The sequence below is a fragment of the Mycobacterium sp. 1165196.3 genome (assembly GCF_001673415.1).
GTDB lineage: Bacteria > Actinomycetota > Actinomycetes > Mycobacteriales > Mycobacteriaceae > Mycobacterium > Mycobacterium europaeum_A.
The window spans coordinates 37072-62941 of sequence record NZ_LZLU01000144.1; the positions used below are offsets into that span (position 1 = coordinate 37072).

General features: G+C 67.3%; 26 protein-coding genes and 1 pseudogene. 14 read left to right on the plus strand and 13 right to left on the minus strand.

Annotated elements, in window-relative coordinates:
* Positions 1–14 precede the first annotated feature (14 nt).
* Positions 15–1112 carry a ferredoxin reductase gene (locus A5659_RS15825; protein ID WP_067021284.1) on the minus strand — a complete coding sequence of 366 codons (1098 nt, stop codon included), beginning with the start codon at positions 1110–1112 and terminating at the stop codon, positions 15–17.
* Between the two features lie 43 nt (positions 1113–1155).
* Between A5659_RS15825 and A5659_RS15830 the strand changes: the two genes are divergently transcribed.
* A complete protein-coding gene (locus tag A5659_RS15830) occupies positions 1156–1857 on the plus strand; it encodes a TetR family transcriptional regulator (RefSeq protein WP_197498031.1) in 702 nt (233 codons plus the stop codon).
* Between the two features lie 34 nt (positions 1858–1891).
* On the opposite strand, the gene A5659_RS15835 is transcribed toward A5659_RS15830, so the two are convergent.
* Positions 1892–2239, minus strand: a complete 348-nt coding sequence (locus tag A5659_RS15835; RefSeq protein WP_066868241.1) for a hypothetical protein — start codon at positions 2237–2239, stop codon at positions 1892–1894.
* A 63-nt stretch (positions 2240–2302) separates the two neighbouring features.
* Positions 2303–2908, minus strand: coding sequence for a GNAT family N-acetyltransferase (locus A5659_RS15840; RefSeq protein ID WP_066868239.1), 606 nt, complete (start codon positions 2906–2908; stop codon positions 2303–2305).
* 51 nt (positions 2909–2959) lie between these two features.
* On the opposite strand from A5659_RS15840, the gene A5659_RS15845 reads away from it, so the two are divergent.
* Positions 2960–4057: a F420-dependent hydroxymycolic acid dehydrogenase gene (locus A5659_RS15845; protein WP_067182353.1), complete on the plus strand. Its 1098-nt coding sequence runs from the start codon at positions 2960–2962 to the stop codon at positions 4055–4057.
* Positions 4058–4142: 85 nt separating this feature from the next.
* On the plus strand, positions 4143–4721 hold the full coding sequence (locus tag A5659_RS15850) for a hemerythrin domain-containing protein (protein ID WP_067021288.1): 579 nt from the start codon (positions 4143–4145) through the stop codon (positions 4719–4721).
* 60 nt (positions 4722–4781) lie between these two features.
* Here A5659_RS15850 and A5659_RS15855 read toward each other — a convergent pair whose 3' ends face one another.
* On the minus strand, positions 4782–5681 hold the full coding sequence (locus A5659_RS15855; RefSeq protein ID WP_066868157.1) for a manganese catalase family protein: 900 nt from the start codon (positions 5679–5681) through the stop codon (positions 4782–4784).
* Between the two features lie 169 nt (positions 5682–5850).
* Here A5659_RS15855 and A5659_RS15860 point away from each other — a divergent pair, with 169 nt between their 5' ends.
* Both A5659_RS15860 and A5659_RS15865 read left to right on the plus strand, forming a co-directional pair.
* The gene (locus tag A5659_RS15860; RefSeq protein WP_369806922.1) at positions 5851–6540 is read left to right on the plus strand and encodes a GAF and ANTAR domain-containing protein; all 690 of its coding nucleotides are present in this window, start codon (positions 5851–5853) and stop codon (positions 6538–6540) included.
* 141 nt (positions 6541–6681) lie between these two features.
* A pseudogene (locus tag A5659_RS15865) lies at positions 6682–7919 on the plus strand (acyl-CoA dehydrogenase family protein).
* Positions 7920–7936: 17 nt separating this feature from the next.
* Here A5659_RS15865 and A5659_RS15870 read toward each other — a convergent pair.
* Positions 7937–8392 (minus strand): MaoC family dehydratase, encoded by a 456-nt coding sequence (locus tag A5659_RS15870; protein ID WP_066868150.1) that lies wholly within the window; start codon positions 8390–8392, stop codon positions 7937–7939.
* A gap of 131 nt (positions 8393–8523) precedes the next feature.
* Here A5659_RS15870 and A5659_RS28190 point away from each other — a divergent pair, with 131 nt between their 5' ends.
* Positions 8524–8697: a hypothetical protein gene (locus A5659_RS28190; protein ID WP_197498032.1), complete on the plus strand. Its 174-nt coding sequence runs from the start codon at positions 8524–8526 to the stop codon at positions 8695–8697.
* Positions 8698–8732: 35 nt separating this feature from the next.
* Here A5659_RS28190 and A5659_RS15875 read toward each other — a convergent pair whose 3' ends face one another.
* From A5659_RS15875 to A5659_RS15885, 3 genes are read right to left on the minus strand one after another with little or no spacing between them, the layout of a single operon-like run.
* Positions 8733–9134 carry a DUF302 domain-containing protein gene (locus A5659_RS15875; protein ID WP_066868148.1) on the minus strand — a complete coding sequence of 134 codons (402 nt, stop codon included), beginning with the start codon at positions 9132–9134 and terminating at the stop codon, positions 8733–8735.
* A gap of 51 nt (positions 9135–9185) precedes the next feature.
* Positions 9186–9800 (minus strand): hypothetical protein, encoded by a 615-nt coding sequence (locus A5659_RS15880; protein ID WP_067182356.1) that lies wholly within the window; start codon positions 9798–9800, stop codon positions 9186–9188.
* A gap of 28 nt (positions 9801–9828) precedes the next feature.
* On the minus strand, positions 9829–10143 hold the full coding sequence (locus tag A5659_RS15885) for a metal-sensitive transcriptional regulator (protein ID WP_067182359.1): 315 nt from the start codon (positions 10141–10143) through the stop codon (positions 9829–9831).
* Between the two features lie 73 nt (positions 10144–10216).
* Here A5659_RS15885 and A5659_RS15890 point away from each other — a divergent pair, with 73 nt between their 5' ends.
* The 5 genes from A5659_RS15890 to ag85C all read left to right on the plus strand — a co-directional run bounded on the left by A5659_RS15890 (position 10217) and on the right by ag85C (position 14127).
* A complete protein-coding gene (locus A5659_RS15890; RefSeq protein WP_067182362.1) occupies positions 10217–10714 on the plus strand; it encodes a metallophosphoesterase in 498 nt (165 codons plus the stop codon).
* Between the two features lie 67 nt (positions 10715–10781).
* Entirely contained in the window at positions 10782–11234 is a 453-nt protein-coding gene (locus tag A5659_RS15895) for a MarR family winged helix-turn-helix transcriptional regulator (RefSeq protein WP_067182366.1), read from the plus strand.
* Complete coding sequence (locus A5659_RS15900; protein ID WP_067182369.1) at positions 11231–12061, plus strand: ATP-binding cassette domain-containing protein; 831 nt, start codon at positions 11231–11233, stop codon at positions 12059–12061. The genes A5659_RS15895 and A5659_RS15900 overlap by 4 nt, the downstream gene beginning before the upstream one ends.
* Positions 12051–12869, plus strand: a complete 819-nt coding sequence (locus A5659_RS15905; RefSeq protein ID WP_067182372.1) for an ABC transporter permease — start codon at positions 12051–12053, stop codon at positions 12867–12869. The genes A5659_RS15900 and A5659_RS15905 overlap by 11 nt, the downstream gene beginning before the upstream one ends.
* A gap of 232 nt (positions 12870–13101) precedes the next feature.
* The gene (gene ag85C, locus A5659_RS15910; protein ID WP_067182375.1) at positions 13102–14127 is read left to right on the plus strand and encodes a diacylglycerol acyltransferase/mycolyltransferase Ag85C; all 1026 of its coding nucleotides are present in this window, start codon (positions 13102–13104) and stop codon (positions 14125–14127) included.
* A 57-nt stretch (positions 14128–14184) separates the two neighbouring features.
* Here ag85C and A5659_RS15915 read toward each other — a convergent pair whose 3' ends face one another.
* From A5659_RS15915 to A5659_RS15930, 4 genes are all read right to left on the minus strand, one after another.
* On the minus strand, positions 14185–14871 hold the full coding sequence (locus A5659_RS15915; RefSeq protein ID WP_067182378.1) for a YoaK family protein: 687 nt from the start codon (positions 14869–14871) through the stop codon (positions 14185–14187).
* Between the two features lie 47 nt (positions 14872–14918).
* The gene (locus tag A5659_RS15920; RefSeq protein ID WP_067182383.1) at positions 14919–16268 is read right to left on the minus strand and encodes a maltokinase; all 1350 of its coding nucleotides are present in this window, start codon (positions 16266–16268) and stop codon (positions 14919–14921) included.
* A gap of 49 nt (positions 16269–16317) precedes the next feature.
* Positions 16318–18090, minus strand: coding sequence for a maltose alpha-D-glucosyltransferase (gene treS / locus A5659_RS15925; protein WP_066882100.1), 1773 nt, complete (start codon positions 18088–18090; stop codon positions 16318–16320).
* A gap of 120 nt (positions 18091–18210) precedes the next feature.
* Entirely contained in the window at positions 18211–19293 is a 1083-nt protein-coding gene (locus A5659_RS15930; protein ID WP_066868122.1) for a S1C family serine protease, read from the minus strand.
* Between the two features lie 175 nt (positions 19294–19468).
* Between A5659_RS15930 and A5659_RS15935 the strand changes: the two genes are divergently transcribed.
* Positions 19469–19894 carry a TIGR03668 family PPOX class F420-dependent oxidoreductase gene (locus A5659_RS15935; RefSeq protein ID WP_066882017.1) on the plus strand — a complete coding sequence of 142 codons (426 nt, stop codon included), beginning with the start codon at positions 19469–19471 and terminating at the stop codon, positions 19892–19894.
* A gap of 141 nt (positions 19895–20035) precedes the next feature.
* Positions 20036–22204 carry an elongation factor G-like protein EF-G2 gene (locus tag A5659_RS15940; RefSeq protein ID WP_066882015.1) on the plus strand — a complete coding sequence of 723 codons (2169 nt, stop codon included), beginning with the start codon at positions 20036–20038 and terminating at the stop codon, positions 22202–22204.
* A gap of 12 nt (positions 22205–22216) precedes the next feature.
* On the opposite strand, the gene A5659_RS15945 is transcribed toward A5659_RS15940, so the two are convergent.
* Entirely contained in the window at positions 22217–23812 is a 1596-nt protein-coding gene (locus A5659_RS15945; protein WP_067182386.1) for a FadD7 family fatty acid--CoA ligase, read from the minus strand.
* Between the two features lie 267 nt (positions 23813–24079).
* Here A5659_RS15945 and oxc point away from each other — a divergent pair, with 267 nt between their 5' ends.
* Positions 24080–25840: an oxalyl-CoA decarboxylase gene (gene oxc / locus A5659_RS15950; RefSeq protein WP_067182389.1), complete on the plus strand. Its 1761-nt coding sequence runs from the start codon at positions 24080–24082 to the stop codon at positions 25838–25840.
* The last annotated feature ends 30 nt before the right edge of the window (positions 25841–25870 follow it).

Sequence of the window (25870 nt, forward strand, 5' to 3'; positions counted from 1 at the left end):
GGAATGGTCGGTCGCTATAGCGACAGGTCCACGTCACCGACCGGAACGGACACGCAGATCTGCACGTCCTCGTCGGGGGCGGTCGAGACCGCACCGGTGACCAGGTTGCGCACGGTGCCGGCGGTTTTACGCCGCGTGCAGGTGTGGCAGATGCCCATTCGGCATCCGTTTTCGGGTGAGAGCCCGGCCGCTTCGGCCTGCTCCAACAGCGGGCGCCCGTCGTCGACGACGTCAACACCGCTGTCGGAGAACGTGACTCGACCGCCCGAGGGATTCGCCGGCACATCGAAGGCCGGCGGCACGAAGCTCTCGGTGTACACGTTGTCGCAGTGCGATCGGACCGCCTCGACCAAAGCGGCCGGGCCGCAGACGAATACCGCATCGGGTGACGGCATCGCGGTGGCCAGGTGCTCGGCACCGAAGCGTCCGGCGAGGTCGCCGCCGTCGGAGCGGGTGTAGCCGTGCAGCACCCGCACGCCGGGCATCGCCTTCAGCTCGTCGCGGTAGCAGGCCTCGGCCGGCGTGCGCGCGTAGTGAATGAATGCGATTTCGCCGTCGTGGCCCTGGGCGACGAGGGTCCGCAGCATCGACATCACCGGAGTGATCCCGCTTCCGCCCGAGACGAAGAGGATGCGCCGCGGGGTTTGCGTTCCCGGCAGCGTGAAGTCACCGCCGGTGCCGGCGAGACCGACCACCATCCCGCGGTGGGCGTGTTCGTAAAGATAGTTCGAGACCAGGCCGCCGTCGTGCCGACCGATCGTCAGCTCGAGGGTGGTACCGCCTTCGGCGTTGGCGGGCGAATAGCACCGGGTGTGGCGGCGGCCGTCGATCTCCACGGTCAGGTTGACGTACTGTCCGGCCTTGAGGGTGTGGGCGGCCAGGAAGGTGTCGTTGGGGGTCAGGGTCAGGGTGACGCTGCGGGGCGTGGCCCGGCGCACGTCGGTCACCTTGGCGCGGGCCTCGCCCAGCGTCCAGGTGGGCGCCACCAGTTCGGTGTAGCGGTCGACGCCGTGCGGGCCGGTCAGCAGGTCTAACAGCTCTGAACCCAACACGCGCTGCCGAAGGGTCCGCGCGAGGACTCGGCCAGAAGCTTGAGCGGTTTGAGTGAACATATGTACACCGTGCGACCGCGGAGGCCATGCAGTCAAGGGTTTAATGCCTGGCTGTGGTAGGGTTCACATAGTGAACAGCCGTACTCCTAGCTCACGGGGACGGGGCGCGGGGCGCGAACGCACACGGGAAAGCCAGTCGCGCGAGGAGCGCAAGGAGGCGACGCGCCGGGCCATCATCGCCGCGGCACTCAAGCTCCTGCAGGACCGCAGCTTCTCCAGTTTGAGCCTGCGCGAGGTGACGCGGGAGGTCGGGATCGTTCCGGCGGCGTTCTACCGGCATTTCGAATCGATGGAGGCCCTGGGGCTGGTCCTGATCGACGAGTCGTTCCGGAGCCTGCGCGACACGCTGCGCGACGCGCGTGCCGGAAAGCTCGACCCGAACCGGGTGATCGAGTCGTCCGTCGAGATCCTGGTCGCCAGCGTCGCCGACAGGCGCGAACACTGGCGGCTCATCGGCCGCGAGCGCAACAGCGGCTTGTCGGTGCTGCGCTACGCCATCCGTACCGAGATCCGGCTGATCACGTCCGAGCTGGCCACCGACCTGGCGCGATTCCCGGGCCTGAACAAGTGGACCACCGAGGATCTCAACGTGCTGGCGACCCTGTTCGTCAACGCCATGATCGTCATCGCGGAGGCCATCGAGGATTCGCAGAGCGCCGAGGCAACCGAGGACATTCGCCGGCTCGCGGTCAAGCAGTTGCGGATGATCGCGACCGGCATCGCCGGCTGGCGCAGCACGCCCTGATCCGATCGGCTGCAGTAAACAGCCGAGCACTGACTTACTCGTCGACGACCTCGTAGAGCGAGTCGCCGTCCTCGGGGGTGCCGTCGATCTGGCCCCGGTGGGCGCGCCGGGGACCGTCGTCGACCGGCTCAATGGCATCGGGGACGTCGGGCTCCTCGGCCGCCAGTCGGGCGTCGAGGGATTCGCCCTCGCGTTCTTCTCTGGCGGTCATGCCGAACCGGTCGGCCTCGCTCCAGCCCTCAGGCGGGTCGACGACGATGTCGCCGTCGTCGTTGCGCAACTCGTCCGAGTCGGTGCCTTCGCTCGGGTTCAAGGTGTCACCCGGGCCACCCTCCTCGGGGAAGTCCGCGGGATCCACGTCGGCCTGGGGGTTATCGCTCATGCCCATCCGGTTGCCCGCGGCGTCGGGGGGTTAAACGCGGGCGGCAGGCCTCCGGCCGCGCTCCTACCGTGGCGGACGCCACATGGCCCACAGGCTCGGCCCGCCGTCCGGCAGCACGATCTCACGGGTGACGCTGAAGCCGAAACGCTCGTAGTACGGCACGTTTTCGGGCTTGCTCGACTCGAGATAGGCCGGGCAGTACTCGGCGTCGCAGCGGTCCAACCGCGACCGCATCAACGCCTGACCAAATCCCTTGCCGCGAACCGCCGGATCGCTGCCGATCACCGCCAGGTACCAGTGCGGCTCCTCGGGATGCACGCTTTTCATCAATTCCTGTACGGCGCGTCCCCGCATCGAGCGCAGGCCGAACACCCGGATGAACGTCGGCGTCATCGCCAACTGGCCCCGCGGCGTCTCTTGCCACTGATCCGGCGGATCCCACAGCGCCGCCGCAACGATGTCCGCCCCCGCACCGGCCACCTCCACGCCGCCGCGGGCCAGGTGATGATGGCGGGTCATCGTCGCGAACAACCGGGACAGCTGCGCGATCCGCTTGTCCTGATCGGGCATCAGCCAGATCATCACCGGGTCGTCGTAGAACGCGCGGGCCAGGGTGCGCGACAGCGTGCGGACGTCGGCTTTCACTGCCGGGCGGACCTGCGGGGTCATCTGCACCACGCTAGTGCGTGTGAGGCCCGGCGTGACGGGTATGCCGACCCGGTGACCGGCATCTCGCGGCGAGCGTTCGGGCGGATAGCGGCCGGCGCCGGCGTGCTCGGGCCCGCCGGGCTGGCGCAGGGATGCGCGAAACCGGCTGCCGAGCACGGCAAGTCCAGCGGGCCGGCGCCCCCACCGGGCAAGGGCGTGGGCTTTGTCCTCTCGCACGAGCAGTTCCGCACCGACCAGCTGGTTGCGCAGGCTAAGGCGGCCGAACGCGCCGGCTTCCAACACGTATGGGCCAGCGACCACATTCAGCCGTGGCAGGACAACGAAGGCCACGCGATGTTCCCGTGGCTGACCCTAGCGCTCGTCGGCAACGCCACCAGCCACGTAACGTTCGGCACCGGGGTGACCTGCCCGACCTACCGCTACCACCCCGCCACGGTCGCCCAGGCGTTCGCGTCCCTGGCGATTCTTTATCCCGGCCGGGTGTTCCTGGGCGTCGGCACCGGCGAACGGCTCAATGAACAGGCCACCACCAACACCTACGGCAACTACGCCGAGCGTCACGACAGGCTGGCCGAAGCGGTACAGCTGATCCGCCAGCTGTGGAGTGGTTCGCGAATCTCGTTCGCCGGCCACTATTTTCAAACGAACTCGCTGAAACTCTACGATGTTCCGGCGACGCCCCCGCCGATCTTCGTCGCGGCCGCCGGCCCGAAAAGCGTGAGACTGGCCGGACAGTACGGGGATGGCTGGATCACCCAGGCGAGCGATGTCACGAATCCAAAGCTGTTGGCGGCCTTCGGTGCGGGCGCCCGGGCCGCCGGGCGTGACGTGGCGACGCTCGGAAAACGGGCCGAACTGTTCGCAGTCGTCGGCGACAACACCGTCGCGACCCGGGCCGCCACGCTGTGGCGCTTCACCGCCGGGGCCGTCGATCAACCCAACCCCGTCGAGATCCAGCGCGCGGCCGAGTCCAACCCCATCGACAAGGTGTTGGGCGGCTGGACGGTCGGCACCGACCCGGCTCCCCATATCAACGCCCTGCAGCGGATTCTCGACGCCGGTGCGATTCCGTTCCTGCATTTTCCGCAAGACGATCCCGTCGCCGCCATCGAGTTCTACGGCGCCAACGTCTTGCCGAAGTTGCACTGACGGACCCCGGCCGCCCCCCGTTTCGGCACCGCTACCCCGGGTATCCGCACGCAACTCCTAACAGCCCCAACTGGGAAGGCAACGCATGGACGCAATCACTTTTCTTCGTCAGGACCACAAGAGTGTGCTCGGTTTGTTGGAAACGCTCGACGGGGCGCCGTCGGGCGAGGGCGCTCAGGCGAGCGGCCTGGAAACCATGGTGAACAACCTCATCATCGCCGAATCGCAGCACGAAGCCATTGAGGAGCAGTTCTTCTGGCCCGCGGTGCGCGAAGCGATCGGCGACGGCCTCGTCGACAAAGCGCTCGAGCAGGAGCAGGCCGGAAAGAAGCTGCTGCAGCGTCTCGAGGACGGCAAGCCGGGCGACCCGGATTACCACGAAGCGTTGCAGGAATTCGTCACGGCGGGCCGCGAACACATCGCCTACGAACAGGATGAGGTGTGGCCGCAGGTCGAAACCGTGCTCAGCCGTGAGGATTTGGAGAAGATCGGCGAAAAGTTGGAAGCGGCAAAGAAGATCGCTCCGACCCGGCCGCACCCCGACACGCCGCCCAACCCGGCGGTGCTGAAAACGATGGGCATGGGGGCGGCGATCGTGGACCACGTCCGCGACGCGGTAACCGGCCGCGGCGAGGACAATCCGCCGGACCCGCAGATGCACTGAGCACATGGGAAGGGCCGGGCGCTGAGCAAAATTCGGCGCCCGGCCCTTCCACTTGTCCAATTAGCCGGTGGGAACGTGCTGTTCGTGGGTGAAGGGCTTCTCGGCGTTGACCGCCGGCGAACCCTGCGGGTTCTCCTTGGCGCCGGTGTTCTTGCGAGTGGTGCCGCCAAGCCACTGTTCCTCGGGCTTTTCGACGTACTCCCATTCCGTGCCCTCGGGCCAGGGACCTTGTCCTTGGTTCCACGGGCCGCGAATGGACTCGCCACCGCCGTTGGACATGTTGAACGCCACGTTCTGGAAGCGCGGGTCGCCCGGCAGCTGTCCCGGCGGGAAGTTCACCGGGAGCTCGTTGAGCGCTGCGGTGAACTGCTGATAGTGCGCCACCTCGCGCGTCATGAGGAACGTCAGGGTGTCCTGCACGCCGGGGTCGTCGGTGAACTGCTTGAGGTATTCGTAGACGACCTTGGCGCGCGATTCCGCCGCGACGTTGTTGCGCAGGTCCACGGTGGGATCACCGTTGGCGTCGATGTAGGCGCCGGTCCAGTTGTTTCCTCCGGAGTCCTTGACGTCCGGCCCACCGCCACTGAGCACCAGGAACAGCGGGTTGACCGCCACCGAGTGGATCAGGCCGTCGCGGCCGCCGCCGTTGGCCGCCACCGCCGGCATCCAGTCGCATTTCTCATTGGCGATCTTGAGGTTGTCGTTGAGCCCGTCGAGCAACATCGTGATCATCGATCCGACCATCTCGAGGTGGCTGAGCTCCTCGGTCGCAATATCCATGAACAGGTCATACATTTTCGGGTTCTTCTGCCGCAGCACGAATGCCTGGGTAAAGTACTGCAGCGCGGCGGTGAGTTCACCGTTGGCTCCGCCGAACTGGTCCATCAGCAGCGACGCGAAGCGAGGGTCGGGTCGGTCGACGCGAACCTCGAATTGAAGATCTTTGTTGTGCACAAACACTGGGGCTCCCTGGGGGTTGAGATCGGGTTGTCGACGCCGGGTACCCGGGGCCTTTTGCCCCAAACTCGGACGACAGCAACTCCCTCGGTGGCCAGCGCTCGGGCACCTCAGACGACCGCGGGGGTGACGCATCGTGGGACATCGTGGAGAATCCGGTTCCATGGAGCCTTTGGACGCGGCCGCTCGGCACGAGCTGGCTACGCGCATGGCGGAGCTATCCCGGGAGATCGCGGTGCCGCGTTCGCTCAACCGGGTTCTCGCCGACGTGACCACCGCGGCGGTGGAACTGATACCGGCGGCGGACCTCGCCGGGGTGTTGCTGGTGAAAGGGGGCGATGATTTCGAATCGCTCGCCGACACCGACAGCCTGGTCGCCAAACTCGACAAGCTGCAGCATGACTTCAATGAGGGCCCCTGCCACGACGCCGCGCTGAAGCAGACGATCGTGCGCACGGACGATCTCCGCAATGAGCCTCGCTGGCCGAAATACGCACCGGCCGCCGTCGAGCATGGCATCCTCAGCAGCCTCTCGTTCAAGCTCTACACCGCCGACCGCACCGCCGGCGCGCTCAACCTGTTCAGTTTCCGGCCCGGTGTGTGGGACACCGAAGCCGAAACCATCGGCACGGTGTTCGCCGCGCATGCCGCCTCGGCGATCATGGCCGGGCGGCACGGACAGCAGATGCAATCGGCCCTGTCCACGCGGGACCGCATCGGCCAGGCCAAGGGCATCATCATGGAGCGCTACGGCGTCGATGACGTGCGCGCCTTCGAATTGCTGCGCCGGCTTTCCCAGGAAAGCCAGACCAAGCTCATCGACGTCGCCCAGCGCGTGATCGACACCCGCAGCGCCGACTGAACCTCCGCCGCCCCGCTCTAGGATGGGGTGGCTTCATCAACGAGTCCGGCGCGGCGTTGCGCCGGGGATTGGTTGACCACGGTGTGGGACTTCGAAACAGACCCCGAATACCAGGCAAAGCTGGACTGGGTCGAAAAATTCATGGCCGAAGAGCTGGAACCGCTCGACCTGGTTGCGCTCGACCCGTACGACAAGCAGAACGCCGAGATGATGGCCATCCTGCGGCCCTTGCACAGCAGCAGGTGAAGGACCAAGGGCTGTGGGCCGCGCACCTGCGCCCGGAGTTGGGCGGCCAGGGCTTCGGTCAGGTCAAGCTGGCGCTGCTCAACGAAATCCTGGGCCGCTCGCGCTGGGCCCCCTCGGTGTTCGGCTGTCAGGCACCGGATTCCGGCAACGCCGAGATCCTCGCCCTGTTCGGCACCGACGAGCAGAAGGCGCGCTACCTGCAGCCGCTGCTGGACGGCGAAATCACCTCCTGTTATTCGATGACCGAACCGCAAGGCGGTTCTGACCCAGGGCAATTCGTCACCGCCGCAGCCCGAGACGGCGACAACTGGGTGATCAATGGGGAGAAGTGGTTCTCCACCAACGCCAAACACGCGTCGTTCTTCATCGTCATGGCGGTGACGAATTCCGAGGCCCGCACCTACGACAAGATGTCACTGTTCATCGTTCCGGCCGAAACGCCCGGCATCGAGATCGTGCGCAACGTCGGCGTCGGAGCGGAGTCGTCAAAGCGCGCCACCCACGGCTACGTCCGCTACAACGACGTCCGGGTACCCGCCGACCATGTGCTGGGTGGCGAGGGACAGGCGTTCATGATCGCGCAGACCCGGCTCGGGGGCGGCCGGATTCACCACGCCATGCGCACAATTGCGTTGGCCCGCAGCGCCTTTGACATGATGTGCGAGCGCGCGGTGTCCCGCAAGACCCGGCACGGCCGGCTGTCCGATTTCCAGATGACCCAGGAGAAGATCGCCGACAGCTGGATCCAGATCGAGCAGTTCCGCCTGCTGGTGCTGCGCACCGCGTGGTTGATCGACAAGCACCACGACTACCAGAAGGTGCGGCGCGACATCGCGGCGGTGAAAGTGGCGATGCCCCAGGTGCTGCACGATGTCGCGCAGCGGGCGCTGCACCTACACGGCGCGCTCGGCGTCTCCGACGAGATGCCGTTCGTCAAGATGCTGGTGGCCGCCGAGTCGCTGGGTATCGCCGACGGTGCCACCGAGTTGCACAAGATGACTGTCGCCCGCCGGACCCTGCGCGAATACGAGCCGGTGACAACGCCTTTCCCGTCGGCTCACATACCGACCCGGCGCGCCGAAGCGCAGGCGCGACTGGCCGAGCGGCTCGAACACGCCGTCGCCGAGTTCTAGCTACGCGCGCCGCGACCTCAGGCGACGAAACGGACGACGCTTTCGGCCACGCACGCCGGCTTGGCCGATCCCTCGATCTCGACGGTGGTCGAGATGGTCGCCTGCACTGCGCCGTTACCGACGTCGTCGACGCTGACCAACGAACTCTGCGCGCGTACCCGGGAGCCGACCGGAACCGGTGCGGGGAAACGAACCTTGTTGAGGCCGTAGTTGATTGCCAGCTTGATGCCGTTGACTGTGTAGATCTGATGCTGCAGCCGGGGCAGCAGCGCCAAGGTCATGAAACCGTGGGCGATGGTCGTGCCGAACGGGCCCGACGCGGCCCGTTCCGGGTCGACGTGAATCCACTGGTGGTCACCGGTCGCATCGGCGAACAGGTTGACGTCTTCCTGGGTGATCGTGACCCAGTCGCTGTGCCCGAGAGCTTCGCCCGCGGCGGCGGCAAGCTCGGTAACTGATTCGAAGGTGCGCATTCGAGTTCTCCTTGGTTTCGGCTGCTAACAATAGCGCCGGAGCGCCACGTCATCGCCGGAGGTCACCGTTTCGGATGAGCTGTCGAGGGAACCCCACGCGCAACGCCACCTCTCCAGAAAAGGAAGCCACCATGCCAGATCACAAGGGCCACAAGACCGAGGAAGACGTGGACGCTGAGAACCACCAGACTCAGTCCCGCGCCGCCGCGGGTGAGGAAGACGGCTCGTACGTGGGCGCGGCGGGCTCCGACGATTCCTTCGACGCCGGTGAGTCGGGCGCCGAAGCCCGCAGTCAAGACGGCTAGCGCCATCCGCGAGGGCGGTAGGGCTGCGCCGAAAGCTACCCGAGTGCGCCGATCGCGGCCTGCAGCTTGGCGGTGGCCTGGTCCGCCACGTCTTGCAGAGCGCCAGGCTCGGCCGTCACTTTGACCATCAGCTGAGGATCCATCGCCTCGACCAGAACCGCATCCGCATCGCCGGCGGGATCGGACCGCACCACCACGTTGCACGGCAGCAACTGGCCGATCTCGCGGTGGATGTCCAGCGCGCGATGCGCCAGCACCGGGTTGCAGGCCCCCAGGATCAAATAGTTCTCCATGTCCTCGCCGAGCTTTTGCTTCAGCGTGGCCTGCACGTCGATGGTGGTCAGTACGCCGAAACCCTGGTCGGCCAGGGCTTTCGTCGTCCGATCCACCGCGTCCTCGAACGAGGTGTGCAGTGTGGTGCTCAATCCTGATGTCATTTGTCCTCCTGTTTTGGCGTGGCACTAGCCAGAAATGCGCGGCGATCCCGCCTAGGCCGCGGTGCGGGGCCGCTGCAGCTGAGTGAACTGGGGAATTGCGGCCAGGGCGGCCACCGCGTCGAACAGGGCGAGGGCGGCGTCGGCGTCGGGCAGGGCCGTCAGGACGGGCCCGAAGAAGGTGTGTTCGCCGATACGCAGGATCGGGCTGCCGCCGGTTTCGCCGAGCGCGTCCTGTCCGTCCTGGTGTGCTCGCCTGACAATGTCGTCCAGTGTTGCGTCCGAGGCGGCGGCGGGGGTGATGTCACGAACGCCCGCCGCATCCAGCACCTCCGCGACCAGCGAGTCGGTGAGAGGCTGCGATTGCTCGAAGTACCGCTCGCCGAAGGCGAAATACGCGGCGGTCCAACCCGCGCTGCCGTGGTCGCGGACGATCGCGGCCATCAGCCGCCCGACCTGCCGGGAGTCACGCATCCGGGCCTGGTGCGCGGGCGACAGTTCGCTTCCCTCGTTGAGGACGGCCAGGTTCATCAGCCGCCAATCGGTGGCCAGCCCGGTCTTCTCGGCGACGGCACGCAGCCAGCGCGCGGTGTTCCACGTGTACGGACACACCGGGTCCAGCCACAGTGTCGCAGCCGGTTTGGTCGAATTACGTTGGACGGCAGACATTTTCCCTCCTTTTCGCCGCGCTAGGCAATCACGCCAGGCTCAGGAACAGCTTCTCCAATTCGTCGATCGACAGGGCCGGCTGATCGTGCCCTCGCGTGATGCAGTCGCGCAGCCCGGAGGCGATGATCTTGAAACCCGCGCGGTCCAAGGCCTTTGACACCGCAGCCAGCTGGGTGACGACGTCTTTGCAGCTGCGGCCCTGCTCGATCATCGAGATGACTCCGCCGAGCTGACCGTGCGCCCGGCGTAACCGGGTGAGCACGGCATCGATATCACCGGGGTCCCGCCCCGCACCGGCTTTCGTGCGGGGTGAGCTGCCATTACCTTCGATCGCCATGCCCACTTTATACCATACCCCGTAGGGTATCTGCCGCTGGCCAATCGGCCGTCGATCCCGCTTAGCGCAAGATGGGTTTGTGAGGCTGCTGCTGATTGCCGATACCCACATTCCCAAACGCGCCCGCGACCTGCCGGCCCAGGTCTGGGATGAGGTGGCCGCGGCCGACGTCGTCGTGCACGCGGGCGACTGGATAGCACCGGAATTCCTCGATGAGCTAGAGGCCCGGGCGGCCAGGCTGGTGGGGTGCTGGGGCAACAACGACGGCGCGGCGCTGCGGGCGCGACTGCCGGAACGGGCCGACGTGACGCTGGCCGGGGTCCGGCTGACGGTCGTGCACGAGACCGGCGCCGCGACCGGACGCGACACGCGGATGGCGCGGCTCTATCCCGACACCCACGTGCTGGTCTTCGGGCACAGCCACATCCCGTGGGACACCACCACCGACACCGGCTTACGGCTGCTCAATCCCGGGTCACCGACGGACCGCCGCCGCCAACCCTTCTGCACCTATATGACGGCGCGCGCCGCGGACGGCGTGTTGACCGAGGTCGCGCTGCATCGCCTGCCCCGGTAGCGGGTACATAACCCACGCACAGCTTCCCCACATAGATAGCTCGGCTACAGAGGTATTATGGGCGCAGATGAACTCACGCACAGATGTGGCCGGCGACTTGTTCGGCGTCGTCGGCAGGTTTCGCCGGCAACTCCGGCGGTCGGCGGGTCGCGGGTTCGATTCGGCGCGGTTGTCCGAGTCGCAGACGGAGCTGTTGTGGCTGGTCGGCCGTCGGCCGGGGATCTCGGTCAGCGCCGCGGCCGCCGAGTTGGGCCTGGTGCCCAACACCGCGTCGACCCTGGTCACCAAGTTGGTGTCCGCCGGGCTGCTACTGCGGACTGCCGGCGACAGCGATCGCCGGGTGTGCCAACTGCGGCTGGCCGAGGCCGCCCAGCAGGTCGTCGACGCATCCCGCGCCACCCGGCGGGCGTTGCTGTCCGAGGTGATCGACGAGCTTGACGACGACCAAATCGAGGCTTTGACAAAGGGATTGGAGGTCCTCGACACGATGACCCGAAAAATGAGTGAGCGGCGATCATGAGCGTATCGCTGCCGATGGCGGTCGACGCCAGAAATGTGACCTACCGGTACGGTCAGTTCACCGCCGTCGATGACGTGACCCTGCAGGTGCGGCCCGGTGAAACCATGGGCCTGCTGGGGCCCAACGGCGCCGGCAAGACGACCATGGTCCGGATGCTGACCACGTTGACCCCGGTGCAGCATGGCGAACTGCGCATCTTCGGGATGGACGCCCGCCGCCAGACCACCGACATTCGAAGCAATATCGGCTATGTGCCCCAACAGCTTTCGATTGAGCCCGCACTGACCGGCAGGCAAAACGTGCAGTGGTTCGCGCGGCTGTACGGGGTGCCCCGCGCCGAGCGCGCCGACCGCGTCGATCAGGCGCTGGTCGCCATGGATCTCATCGACGTGGCCGACCGGCTGGCGTCGTACTATTCCGGTGGCATGGTCCGCCGCCTCGAGGTGGCGCAGGCGCTGGTCAACCGCCCGTCGCTGCTGGTGCTCGACGAGCCGACCGTCGGGCTGGATCCCATCGCGCGTGACGGCGTGTGGGCACAGGTGCAAAAGATGCAGGCCCAGTTCGGCATGACCGTGCTGCTTACCACGCACTACATGGAGGAAGCCGACGCGCTGTGCGACCGGGTCGCGCTGATGCACCGCGGTCAACTGCGGGCGGTCGGCACACCCGACAGGTTGAAGGCCAAGGTGTCTGCGAACGCCACGCTCGAGGATGTGTTCCGCCACTACGCGGCATCGGGTCTGGCCGATGACGCGGATCCCGCGGAAGCCAACGGGTCCATTCGCGAAATCCGTTCCAGCAGAAAGGTGGCTCGCCGTGTCGGTTGATAGCGCCGCCGGCTCGACACTGCTTCGCGCGCCCCACGGCTGGCAACGAGCCGGCGCCTTGGCCAGCCGCATCGGGGCGTTCGCGATCGTCGAACTGCAGAAGTTGCAGCACGACCGGACCGAACTGGTCACCCGGATGGTGCAGCCCTCCCTGTGGCTGTTGATCTTCGGGACCACGTTCAGCCACTTGCATGTCATCCCCACCGGATCGGTGTCATATCTGGCGTTCCTGGCGCCGGGGATCATCGCCCAGTCAGCGCTGTTCATCTCCATTTTCTATGGGATACAGATCATTTGGGACCGAGACGCCGGTGTGCTGGCCAAGCTCATGGTGACACCGGCGCCGGCTTCGGCGCTGATCACCGGCAAAGCGTTTGCGGCCGGGGTCCGGTCGGTGGCCCAGGTGGTCGGCGTGCTGGCGCTGGCGTACGCGATGGGTGTCGGCCTGACGGTCAATCCGTTGCGGATCGTGGCGGCGATGGCCATCGTCATGCTCGGCGCCGCCTTCTTCGCCTGTCTGTCCATGACACTGGCCGGCTTGGTGCGCAGTCGCGACCGCCTGATGGGAATCGGGCAAGCGATCACGATGCCGTTGTTCTTCGCATCCAACGCCCTGTACCCGGTCGACGTGATGCCCGCGTGGCTGCACGTGCTGAGCAAGGTCAATCCCCTCAGTTACGAGGTGAACGCGCTGCGCGCGTTGTTGATCGGCACCCCATACAACCCCGCGGACATCGCGGTGCTGGTGGTGGCCGCGGTGCTCGGAATCGTCACGGCCTCAACACTTTTGCGTCGCTTGGTGGCATGATCCGGCGCCTGCGATAGCGCACGCGCCAGCGCATCGCAAGGTGGATGCACGGTTTCGAGAGCCGATCGTGACCCGATCGTGACGATTTCTGTGCGAGGCCCAATCGTTAGCCAACCGCGATCTGACATCCCGGCCGCGACAAACGAATTCATCCGTCCCGCTGTGTTTGACTCCCCGAGAACAGATTCGACCGCACCATGCGGCAGATGAAAGTTGGGATGGGTAGAGAGCTATGTCGTTCTTCGAAAAGTTGCGTGGCGCAACGGCTACCATGCCGCGCCGACTGGCGATCGCGGCCATGGGGGCCTCCCTGCTGTCCGGTCTCGCCGTTGCCTCCGGCGGCTCCCCCGTGGCGGGGGCCTTCTCCAAGCCCGGCCTTCCGGTGGAATACCTCGAGGTGCCCTCGCCGTCGATGGGCCGCAACATCAAGGTCCAGTTCCAGGGCGGCGGATCGCACGCCGTGTACCTGCTCGACGGCCTGCGCGCGCAGGACGATTACAACGGCTGGGACATCAACACCCCGGCTTTCGAGGAGTTCTACCAGTCCGGCCTGTCGGTGATCATGCCGGTCGGCGGCCAGTCCAGCTTCTACAGCAACTGGTACCAGCCGTCCTCGGGTAACGGACAGAACTACACCTACAAGTGGGAGACCTTCCTGACGCAGGAGATGCCGCTGTGGATGCAGGCCAACAAGCAGGTCTCCCCGGCCGGCAACGCCGCCGTCGGGCTGTCCATGTCGGGCGGCTCCGCGCTGATCCTGGCGGCCTACTACCCGCAGCAGTTCCCGTACGCCGCCGCGTTGTCGGGCTTCCTCAACCCGTCCGAGGGCTGGTGGCCCACCCTGATCGGGCTGGCGATGAACGACGCGGGCGGCTACAACGCCAACAGCATGTGGGGGCCGTCCAGCGACCCGGCGTGGAAGCGCAACGACCCGATGGTCCAGATTCCGCGACTGGTCGCCAACAACACCCGCATCTGGGTCTACTGCGGTAACGGCACCCCCAGCGACCTCGGCGGCGACAACATGCCGGCCAAGTTCCTGGAGGGCATGACGCTGCGCACCAACGAGCAGTTCCAGAACAACTACGTGGCCGCCGGCGGACGCAACGGGGTGTTCAACTTCCCCGCCAACGGGACGCACTCGTGGCCCTACTGGAACCAGCAGTTGGTCGCGATGAAGCCCGACATCCTGCAAACCCTCAACACGGTCAACGCCGCGCCGGCTAGCGCCCCTACCGCTAACCCTCCCGCGGCCTGAGGCCAAGGCCAGCATCGGCAGTAGCGCACCGGTCAGCGCTACTGCCGATGCTTTTTCTCACGCCTCCTTGAGCAGGGCCCGGCGATCGGAGTGGAAGTACGTGTAGCCGGTGGTCAGCGCGCACACGACGGTGGCCACCACCAGCATCCACGTCCCGTTGACGAACAGGCTGATGAAGCCACCCACTGCGGCGCCCAGCACCAGGCTGGCGAACAGCAGAAAGTAGCCCAGCCAGTCGGCCGCCGACCCACCCGCGAGGTGGCGTTCGATGCCCTGGCCCATCTTCACCAGCGTGCCGGTCACGTAGCTCAGCGGGACCGACACCTCACCGTCCTTGACGAAGGACGTGTTCAAAGCCCCGATCCCGAACGCCACCAACATGATCGGCGCGAAATCGAGCAGGTTTTCGGTCCAGCCCTCGTCGATGACGTCGGCCACGGTGGCCGCCGCCAGGCTGAACGTCGTCAGCACCGTCGGCCCGTGCGGGTGCGCCACCCAGAAATGGCGCCGGCAGACCGACGCGATGATCACGCCGGCGACGAAGCACAGGATCAACACCCCCGCGGAGATCGACAGCACCATGTCCCCGCGGAAGTACCCCAGCGCCGCCCGCTGGGCGTTGCCTGTCATGAAGGTCACAAAGTATCCGGCGGAATGCGTATAGGCGGTCGCCCCCAAAATCCCGGCCAGCACCGCCAGCACCCACGACAACCGCGACTCACTGTTGTTGATCTCGTTCGGCACACGCACATGCTGTCAGACAGCCGCGGCACGCGCAGCGCACGCGAACGCTAGTGGGCAGTAAGACGAGCGATGGAGCGCAACGGAATCGGCAGCCAGCCCGGCCGGTGCCGCGCTTCGTAACCGGCCTCGTAGACGGCCTTGTCGAGCTCGTAGGCGGCCAGCAGCTGCGCCGAATCGCGCGGGTCTGTCCCGGAGGCGGCCGCATAGCCGTCGCAGAACGCGGTGCGGTTGCGTTCGACCCACTCGCGGGCCCGGGCCGCCAACTGCTTGTCGTCGGCTTGGTCGACCAATGGTCCGTACGCGGCGTACTCGAACGAGCGCAGCACCCCGGCCACGTCACGCAGCGGTGAATCCGGCGCTCGGCGTTCCTCGAGCGGCTGTCCCGGCTCGCCCTCGAAATCGATGAGCAGCCAGCGCTCCGGCGTGCGCAGCACCTGGCCCAGGTGCAGATCGCCGTGGACGCGCTGCACGGTGATCGTCTCGGTGACCAACTTCTGGAAGCGCTCTTCGATCGTCGTCGCGTGCTCCTCGAGCTCGGGCACCAGGGCCGCGGTCGCCGACAGCCGCGCCAGCACGTTGTCCACCGGGAACACGGCCTGCGAGGTTCCAAGCGTCTCGGCCAGGGTGGCGTGCACGGACGCCACGGCTTCGCCGAGCCGGTAGGACTCGCCGGCGAAGTCGCCGCCGACCTCGTACGCATACAGGTCGCCCTCGGCGAACAGGTCACGGACGCTCGCGGTGGCCATCGCCCAGCCCTCCGCGGAGTTGGCGGCGAACTCGGTCACCATGCCCAACGGCCACGCCTCGTCGGCGCTGCCCTCGGAACCGGTCATCTCGTAGGTGCCCAGCAACCGCGCGACGTGCGGGTTGCCGGCCCGGCCGAGCACGCGGTTCAGCTCGATGTCGGGGTTGATGCCGCTGCTGACCCGCCGGAACACCTTGAAGATCGCGTCGCGGTCGAAGATGACGCTGGTGTTGGACTGCTCGGCGTCCGAGACATGCGCCATCGCATCCAGCGGAAGCTCGACGCCCGGCTCTTTGGCGAAACTCACCTCGGTGCCCGTCGCGTTGCGCACGGCCGACGAGTCGATCAAAGAGAGCAGGAACCGCGGCGCCTCGGCGTCGTACATCGCGTCGAACCCGGTCCGGCCGTCAGCGGAGCCGATGGTGGCGACGGTGCTGTACTCGGAGACCGGTCCGGCATCCCATCGCACGATCACCTGGTACCGGTGGCGGGAACCGTCGGCGTAGTCGGCGTCGACGAGGACCAGGTCGAGGTCGTCGTCGAGCGGGACGACCACGCTGGATTCGGCGCGCGTCAGTTCCCGGTTACGCCCGGCGTACCAACGTTGTTGCGGAAGCCACTCAGACCAGGGCAGCTTGGCTGGCTGAGTCATTTGCGCCACTCCTCCTCATGAGCACCAGTCTGCCTCGTCGCGGGGGTCGTCATGCGTCCTCCTCGCATCCGGTCAGCTGGAACCAGTAGAAGCCGTGTCCCGGCAGGGTGAGCAGGTAGGGCAGGTGGCCGATGCGCGGGAACTCCACGTGTCCGGTCAGCTCCACCGGGGTGCACCCGCTCCAATGCTGCAGATTCAGTTCGATCGGCTGCGGGAACCGCGACAGGTTGTTGACGCACAGCACGGTGTCGCCGTCGTCGGACACCTGCCGCACGAACGCCAGCACCGACGGGTTCGAGCCGCCCAGCTCTTCGAAGCTGCCGATCGCGAAGGCCTCGTGGCGGCGCCGCACCGCCAGCATCGTCCGGGTGAAGTTGAGCAGCGAGGTACTCGTGTCGCGTTGGGCCTCGACGTTGACCGCCTGATAGCCGTAGACGGAGTCCTGGCTGGGCGGCAGATAGAGCCGGCCGGGGTTCGCCTTGGAAAAGCCCGCGTTGCGGTCCGGCGTCCACTGCATCGGTGTGCGCACGCCGTCGCGGTCACCCAGCCAGATGACGTCACCCATGCCGATCTCGTCGCCGTAGTAGAGGACCGGCGAGCCGGGCAGCGACAGCAGCAGCGCGGTGAACAGCTCGATCTGATTGCGGTCGTTGTCCAGCAGCGGCGCCAGCCGGCGGCGGATGCCGACGTTCGCCTTCATCCGCGGATCCTTGGCGTACTCGGAGTACATGTAGTCACGCTCTTCATCGGTGACCATTTCCAGCGTCAACTCGTCGTGGTTGCGCAGGAAGATTCCCCACTGCGCCATGTCGGGGATCTCGGGCGTCTGGGCCAGGATCTCCGAAATCGGAAAGCGGGATTCGCGGCGCACAGCCATGAAGATGCGCGGCATCAGCGGGAAGTGGAACGCCATGTGGCACTCGTCGCCGCCGGTGGTGGCGTCGCCGAAGTACTCGACGACGTCGGCCGGCCACTGGTTGGCCTCGGCCAGCAGCACCCGGCCCGGGAATTCGTCGTCGATGACCTTGCGCACCCGCTTGAGGAAGGCGTGCGTCTCGGGCAGGTTCTCGCAGTTGGTGCCCTCGCGTTCGAACAGGTAGGGCACCGCGTCCAGCCGGAACCCGTCGATGCCCAGCTCGAGCCAGAAGCGCAGCACGTCGATCATCGCTTCCTGCACGGCCGGGTTGTCGTAGTTCAGGTCGGGCTGGTGCGAGAAGAACCGGTGCCAGTAGAACTGCTTGCGCACCGGGTCGAACGTCCAGTTCGACTCTTCGGTGTCGATGAAGATGATCCGGGCGTCGGTGTAGCGCTCGCTGGTATCGCTCCACACGTAGAAGTCGCCGTACGGGCCGTCGGGGTCGTGCCGCGACTCCTGGAACCAGGGGTGCGAATCGGAGGTGTGGTTCATCACCAGGTCGGTGATGACCCGGATCCCCCGTTCGTGCGCGGCGTTGAGCAGCGCGACGAAATCCTCGACCGTCCCGAACTCGGGCAGCACCTTGTAGAAGTCCCGGATGTCGTAGCCGCCGTCGCGCAGGGGTGAGTCGTAGAAGGGCGGCAACCAGATGCAGTCGATGCCCAGCCACTGCAGGTAGTCCAGTCGCTGCAGCAGCCCGCGCAGGTCGCCCGACCCGTCCGCATTGGCGTCCAGGAAGGCCCGCACCAGCACCTCGTAGAACACGGCGTGCTTGAACCACGTGGGGTCGGTGGGCAGCGCGGCGGCGTTGTTGAAGTCCTCGGCGTCGGGGTGCTCGACTACGCCGTCCTGGACGTGACTGCCCCCCTCGGGATGGTGCTCGACAGCTTCTCTTGCGTCGTTCATCAAATCCACGATGCCACGGGTACCCTAGGCGCGACTTTCGGAATCACGCCCACACGCTTGTGACGAAACACGCCCGGTGACAAACGAATTGGCCACCGCCGGGTCTCGCCGGCGTGGATGTCAGGCCGGCGGACCCTCCGCCAGTGTGATGTTCGCCGTACGCTCACCGCCGTCGTTGGACCGGTAGTGCACAGCGATGGTGTCGCCGGGGTGATGCGGAACGAGCACCTCGGTCATGGACGTCGCACCGGTGATCGCGACGTTGTCGACGCCGGTGATGACGTCGCCGGGCGCGATGCCGGCGGCCCCGGCGGGACCGGCACCGACCACCCGCTGCACCCGCGCGCCGTTGCCGTTGTTGTCCATCACACCCAGCCCGAGGAACGCCGTGGGGCCGATGTGAACCGTGTTCGAGCCGGCGCCGGAGCGGATCTGCCCGGCGACGCCCATCGCGCGCCCGATGGGAATGGCGAAGCCCTGCCCGCCGGACATCTTGTAGCTGTCGGTGGCGGCGGTGTCGACGCCGATCACCTGCCCGGCGTTGTTCACCAACGGCCCGCCGGAGTCACCCGGCTTGATCGGGGCGTCCGCCTGGATCAGGCCGCCCAGGCTCTCCTGCGCGCCGGTCAGGGTGTCCGTCGCCGAGACGCTCTGGTTCAAGGCGACGACCTTGCCGGTCACCGCGTTGGGGGTACCGCCTTGACCGTTGACGTTTCCGAGCGCGACGACGGGCTCTCCGACCGTGGCCTCGCCGCCGATCGCGGCGGTGGGCAGGCCGGACGCGCCGCGAAGTTGCAGCACCGCGATGTCCTGGGTGCGGTCATAGCCGATCACGTCGACGGCGTAGGTCTGCCCGTTGCCGACGTCGAATGCGCTGATGTCGGTGGCACCCGAGATCACGTGGTTGTTGGTGAGCACGACGCCGTTGGGGTCGATCACGATGCCGGTTCCGGCGCCCACCGCGTTGTTGTAGCCGAACTTGGTGTCGATGTTGACCACCTGCGGCCCGACCTGACCCACCATCGCCGACGGATCCAGCGGCGCCTGGGGGCGATCGGTGAACCGATCCAGCGCCAGGTTCGATGGTGACGCCGACGCCGGCGCAAGGCCCACACCGGATCCCCAGCCGAGGCCCAGTCCGACCACGGTCAGCACGCTGACCAACCATGACCACCGGACCGCGCGGCGGTGCGATTTGCTCATCGGTGTCACCCTCCTGCTTTGCGGTAGAGAACAAACTGTCCCGGCCTCAAGCTCTTGGCGGCACATTTGTGTGTATATAACCGTAATGCAGGTAGCTATGCATGGCATGTGTCAGGTTGTGATCGGCCTCATCGGCACCCGCGCCATCGTTAACCCCAAGTCCTAGGCTGACCCGGTGGGCGGATTCGACCCCAAAACCGGCTTCGCCGGGTCCCCGGTGGCCCGGCTGGCCACGGTCGGGCCCGGCGGCCAACCGCACGTGGTGCCGGTGGTCTTCGCGGTCGCCACCGATGCCCGGGACGGATCCGACGTGGTGTACACGGCCGTCGATGCGAAACCGAAAACGACAAGGCGGCTGCGCCGCCTGGCCAACATCGACAGCAATCCCCGCGTGAGCCTGCTGGTCGATCACTACGCCGACGACTGGACCCAGCTGTGGTGGGTGCGCGCCGACGGCGTCGCCACGATCCACACCGGTGGGGACGACGCCGACCTCGGATACCAACTGCTGCGCGCGAAATATCCCCAGTACCAATCGGTTTCGCTGGACGGCCCGGTGATCGCGGTGGCGGTGCAGCGTTGGTCGGGCTGGCACTACTAACCGGCGGCTCGGCCGGCCGCGGCGCGTGGGCCACTCGATCTGGCCCGACGGTCTTGTGGTCTACCGAAGTTGGGTGAATGGTAGCTAGTTAGGTGCTAGCGAGGTCAGCAACGGTGCGCCCGGGCAACCTGGAGGAAAGTCATGGCCGACAGGACAACTACTTCCCAAGGCGCGGGGAACGCCCCCACCGCGACCGGTCCGGACGAGATCCGCAACGTGGTGCTGGTGGGCCCGTCGGGCGGCGGCAAAACCACTCTCGTAGAAGCCTTGTTGGTCGCCGCCGGTGTGTTGACCCGAAGCGGCTCGGTTGCCGACGGCAGCACGGTCTGCGATTACGACGACGCCGAGATCCGCCAGCAACGGTCGGTGGGCGTGGCCGTGGCGTCCCTGTCGCATGACGGTGTCAAGGTCAATCTGGTCGACACACCCGGATACGCCGACTTCGTCGGCGAGTTGCGGGCCGGGCTGCGGGCCGCCGACTGCGCGCTGTTTGTGATCGCGGCCAACGAGGGCGTCGACGAGCCCACCAAATCGCTATGGCAGGAATGCAACCAGGTCGGCATGCCCCGCGCCGTGGTGATCACCAAGCTCGACCACACCCGCGCGAATTACGCCGAGGCCTTGGCCGCCGCACAGAATGCGTTCGGCGACAAGGTATTACCGCTCTACCTGCCCACCGACCTGCCCAACTGCAGCGGCCTGATCGGACTGCTGTCGCAGCAGCGCTACGAATACAGCGGCGGCACACGCACCGTGCGGTCACCCAATCCCTCCGACGCCGAGCACATCGAGGAAGCGCGCGGCGCCCTGATCGAAGGAATCATCGAGGAGTCCGAGGACGAGTCGCTGATGGAGCGCTATCTCGGGGGCGAGGCCATCGACGAATCCGTGCTCATCGCGGATCTGGAGCGGGCCGTCGCGCGGGCCTCGTTCTTTCCGGTGATCCCGGTCTGCAGCGGCAGCGGCGTCGGCACCCTGGAATTGCTGGAGGTCGCCACGCGCGGCTTCCCGTCTCCGAGGGAACACCCACTGCCGGAGGTCTTCACGCCGGTCGGTGCGCCGCACGCCACCCTGACGTGTGACGCGGACGGGCCGCTGCTCGCGGAGGTGGTGAAGACGACGTCGGACCCGTACGTTGGCAGGGTCAGCCTGGTCCGGGTGTTCTCCGGCACCATCAGGCCCGACACGACGGTCCATGTGTCGGGCCATTTTGCGTCGTTCTTCGGTGCCAGCAACGGCTCCAATTCTCAGGGCCATGTGCACCCTGACCACGACGAGGACGAGCGCGTCGGGGTGCTGTCCTTCCCGTTGGGCAAGCAGCAGCGCCCGGCGGCGACGGTGGTCGCGGGCGACATCTGCGCGATCGGGAAGCTGAGCCGCGCCGAAACGGGTGACACGCTCTCGGACAAGTCCGAGCCGTTGGTCTTGAAGCCCTGGACCATGCCCGAGCCCCTGTTGCCGGTCGCCATCGCCGCGCACGCCAAAACCGACGAGGACAAGCTGTCGGTGGGGCTGGGGCGGCTGGCCGCCGAGGATCCGACGCTGCGGATCGAGCAGAACTCCGAGACACACCAGATCGTGCTGTGGTGCATGGGCGAATCACACGCCGGGGTGGTGCTCGACGCGCTGGCCAATCGGTACGGGGTCACCGTCGATACCGTGGAACTGCGGGTCCCGCTACGAGAAACGTTCGGCGGCAAGGCGAAAGGCCACGGCCGCCACGTCAAGCAGTCCGGTGGGCACGGCCAGTACGCGGTGTGCGACATCGAGGTGGAGCCGCTGCCGGAGGGTTCGGGTTTCGAGTTCGTCGACAAGGTGGTCGGCGGCGCGGTGCCGCGCCAGTTCATTCCGAGCGTGGAGAAGGGCGTGCGCGCCCAGATGGAGAAGGGCGTGCACGCGGGCTACCCGGTGGTCGACATCCGCGTCACGCTGCTCGACGGCAAAGCGCACAGCGTCGACTCGTCGGACTTCGCTTTCCAGATGGCCGGCGCGCTGGCGCTGCGGGAGGCCGCCGCTGCGACCAAGGTGGCGCTGCTCGAGCCCATCGACGAGATCTCGGTCCTGGTGCCAGACGACTACGTCGGTGCGGTGATGGGTGACCTGTCCAGCCGGCGCGGCCGGGTGCTGGGCTCGGACACCGCGGGCAACGAGCGCACCGTGGTCAAAGCCGAGGTGCCCCAGGTGGAATTGACCCGTTACGCCATCGACCTGCGGTCGCTGGCGCACGGCGCGGCGTCGTTCACCCGGTCGTTCGTCCGCTACGAACCGATGCCGGAGTCCGCGGCCGCCCGGGTGAACGCCGCCGTTTAGGGCGCCTGCGCGTCAGGCTTTGCGACCGAACCGCTCGGCCACCGCCCGGCGGTCCAGCGAACCCTTTGCGGTGTGCGGCAATTCGTCGGCCTGCTGGAACTCGGCCGGCACCTCGAAGGGCGCCAGCCGGTCCCGGCAGAACGCCGCCAGTTCGTCGGGCGTCGGCGCGGCCGACCCGCGGGGGACGATCACCGCGGCCACCGCCTCGCCGTACAGCTTGTCGGGCACCCCGAACACGCCGACCTCGAGCACGCCGGGGTGGCTGGCCAGGACGCCCTCGACGCGCTCCGGCGAAATCTTCTCCCCGCCGCGGTTGATGAGCTCCTTGATCCGGCCGCGGATGACAAGGTCGCCGGCCGGCGACAGGGTGCCCAGGTCACCGGTGTGCAACCACCCCTCGGTGAAGTTGGCGGCGGTGATGGACGGGTCGCCGAGGTAACCGCGCACCACGGTGGGGCCGTGCAGCCAGACCTCGCCGACGGCCTCCGCGGGCAGCGCCTGACCGCCGGGCCCGACGATCCGGATTTCCGGGCCTGTCGACCGGCCCACGAGACCCGGTGTGGCACCGGGGTTTTCGCTATGCCCAGCACCGTCGATGGCGGTCGTCGCCACCTGGTGGGTCGACTCGGTCATCCCGAATGCGCACACCACCGGCGCGGAGAACGTGTCATGCAGCGCCTGGGCAGTCTCGGCGGTCAGCGGCGCGCTGCAACTACGGATGAACCGCAGGGCGGGCGTGCTGCCCGGCTGCTCGGTTCGCGCGCGCTCCAACAGGATTTGATGGATCGTCGGGACGGCGGTGTACCAGGTGGCGCCGACGGCCTCGATGTCCTCCCAGAACGTATGCGCGGAGAACTTTCCGCGCGCCGGCAGCAGCACCGCTCCCCCGGACACCAGCGTGCCCAGCAGCGCGGCGAGCAGCCCGTGCCCGTGGTAGAGCGGCATCACCGCCACCGTCGCGTCCCGCGGACCCAGCCCGTACCCCGCGATGATGGCCGCCACCGACCCGGCGATGTTGTGGTGAGTCCACGGAACCATCTTGGGCACACCGGTGGTTCCGCCGGTGAACATGATCATGGCGTCGTCGTCGCACAACCCCTGCGGTGTGGCCACCTCGCGACGGGGCGCCGCGGCGGCGTCCAGGCTGACCGCCGGGGCGGTGCCGTCCGGCCCGACCGTCACCGCGATGGGCCACCACGGCGGCGCGGCCGGATCATTGTCGGCGTCACCGGGTTGGTCGACGAGCACCACCCGGGCACCGACCGCCTCGCTGCGGGCCCGCTGGTCGGCCAGGGGCAGAGCCGGATCCAGCGGAACCGCAACGAGATCCGCGCGCGACGCCCCAAGCAACCCGACGACAAACTCGGCGTTGCTGCCGGCGCGCAGCGCGACCCGATCCCCCGGCCGCAGGCCACCGGCCTTCAGTTGGGCGGCCAGATCATCGACCAGCCCGATCAGGTCTCGATAGTTGATGGGTATGCGGTCGGCGGTGACGACCAACGCCCGCGCCTCCGGCGACCGGTGCGCCGCCGCCTCGACCAGGTCCGCCAGGCGGGGGCTCGCGGATTCGGTCAACCCCTCGCCGCTGTCAATCGCCTCGGATGTCATCGCCGCACTCCTTCCACTTCGGCTGCCGATGCCAACCCTGCCGCGCGGCCTTCTCGGCCGTCCAATATCGATTCGCTCACGATCGATAACCACCGGCTATCGAACTGCCCTCACAGCGCTTTGACCTGGCACGATAGACAACGCGAATCGCCGGATAGCGCCTTCGTCTTGGACACGCGGTGTGCGCTGGGGCCACAGTGATGGCTACGGCAGTACCCGCCCCCGGCGCACCCACCCGCCGACCGCACGCATCCGAGGAGTCGCCACATGTCCACAGCTTCGGCATCTGGAATCCCGGCGCCGGAACCGACGCGCCTGACCGACGGCTTTCACCTCGTGGTGGACGCGCTGAAGGCCAACGGCGTCGAGACCATCTACGGCATCGTCGGCATCCCGATCACCGACCTCGCCCGCGTCGCGCAGGCGTCCGGAATCCGCTACATCGGTTTCCGCCAGGAAACCTCGGCCGGAAATGCCGCCGCCGCAGCCGGGTTCCTGACCCGCCGGCCCGGGGTGTGCCTCACGACGTCCGGGCCCGGCTTCCTCAACGGCCTGCCCGCGTTGGCGAACGCGACCACGAATTGCTTTCCGATGATTCAGATTTCCGGCTCCAGCAATCGAGCGCTGGTGGATCTGCAGCGCGGCGATTATCAGGACCTCGACCAACTCAACGCCGCGAAGCCGTTCGCCAAGGCCGCTTATCGGATCGGCCGGATCGAGGACATCGGGCGCGGCATCGCGCGCGCCATTCGCACCGCGGTCTCGGGACGGCCCGGCGGCGTCTACCTGGACATCCCCGGCGAGGTGCTGGGCCAGGCCATGGACGCCGGCGCCGCGGCGGACACGATCTGGCGCGTCGTCGACCCCGCACCCCGCCAACTGCCGGCGCCCGACGCGATCGACCGTGCGCTGGACGTGCTGACCCAAGCGCGGCGGCCGCTGATCGTGCTCGGCAAAGGCGCGGCGTATGCCCAGGCCGACAACGTGATTCGGAAGTTCGTCGAGACCACCGGCATTCCGTTCCTGCCCATGTCGATGGCCAAAGGCCTACTGCCGGATTCGCACCCGCAGTCGGCCGCGGCCGCCCGCTCGCTGGCGATCGCCCGCGCCGACGCCGTCCTGCTGGTCGGTGCCCGGCTAAATTGGCTGCTTGGCCATGGGGATACGCCGCAGTGGAACCCGAACGCCAAATTCGTGCAGGTGGACATCGCCGCTTGCGAGTTCGACAGCAACCAGCGCATCGCCGCGCCGCTGGCCGGTGACATCGGTTCGGTGCTGTCGGCACTGTGCGACGGCGTGGCCGCCCGGCCGATCACCGCGCCACCGGAGTGGGCCGGCGAGCTGGCCGAGCGCAGAGCCCGCAACGACGCCAAGATGCGCGAGCGCCTCGCCGACGATCCGCACCCGATGCGGTTTTACAACGCCTTGGGCGCGATTCGCTCCGTCCTGCAGGACAACCGGGACGTGTATGTCGTCAACGAAGGAGCCAACGCGCTCGATCTGGCCCGCAATGTCATCGACATGGAGCTGCCGCGCCACCGGCTCGACACGGGCACCTGGGGCGTGATGGGCATCGGGATGGGGTATGCGATCGGCGCGGCCGTCGAGACCGGCAAACCGGTGGTCGCGATCGAGGGCGACAGCGCATTCGGCTTCAGCGGCATGGAGATCGAAACCATCTGCCGCTACCGCCTGCCGGTCACCGTCGTCATCCTCAACAACGGCGGCGTCTACCGCGGCGACGAGGCCGCACCCGGCACCGCCGCGCGCGGCTCGGACCCGGCACCGACCGTGTTGAACGCCCGGGCGCACCACGAGCTGCTCGCGGAAGCGTTCGGCGGCAAGGGATATCACGTCACCACCCCGTCGGAGCTGCGCGCCGCGCTGGCCGAAGCGATCGGCGCCGGGGGACCGTCGATCATCGACTGCGAACTCGACCCGGCGGCGGGGGTGGAGAGCGGACATCTGGCCAACCTGAACCCGGCCAGCGCGGCGACACCGCCTGCGGCGGTCAACGCCGGCGGGTAAGCCCTAACAGCTGCGCGTCGAAGAACTCGT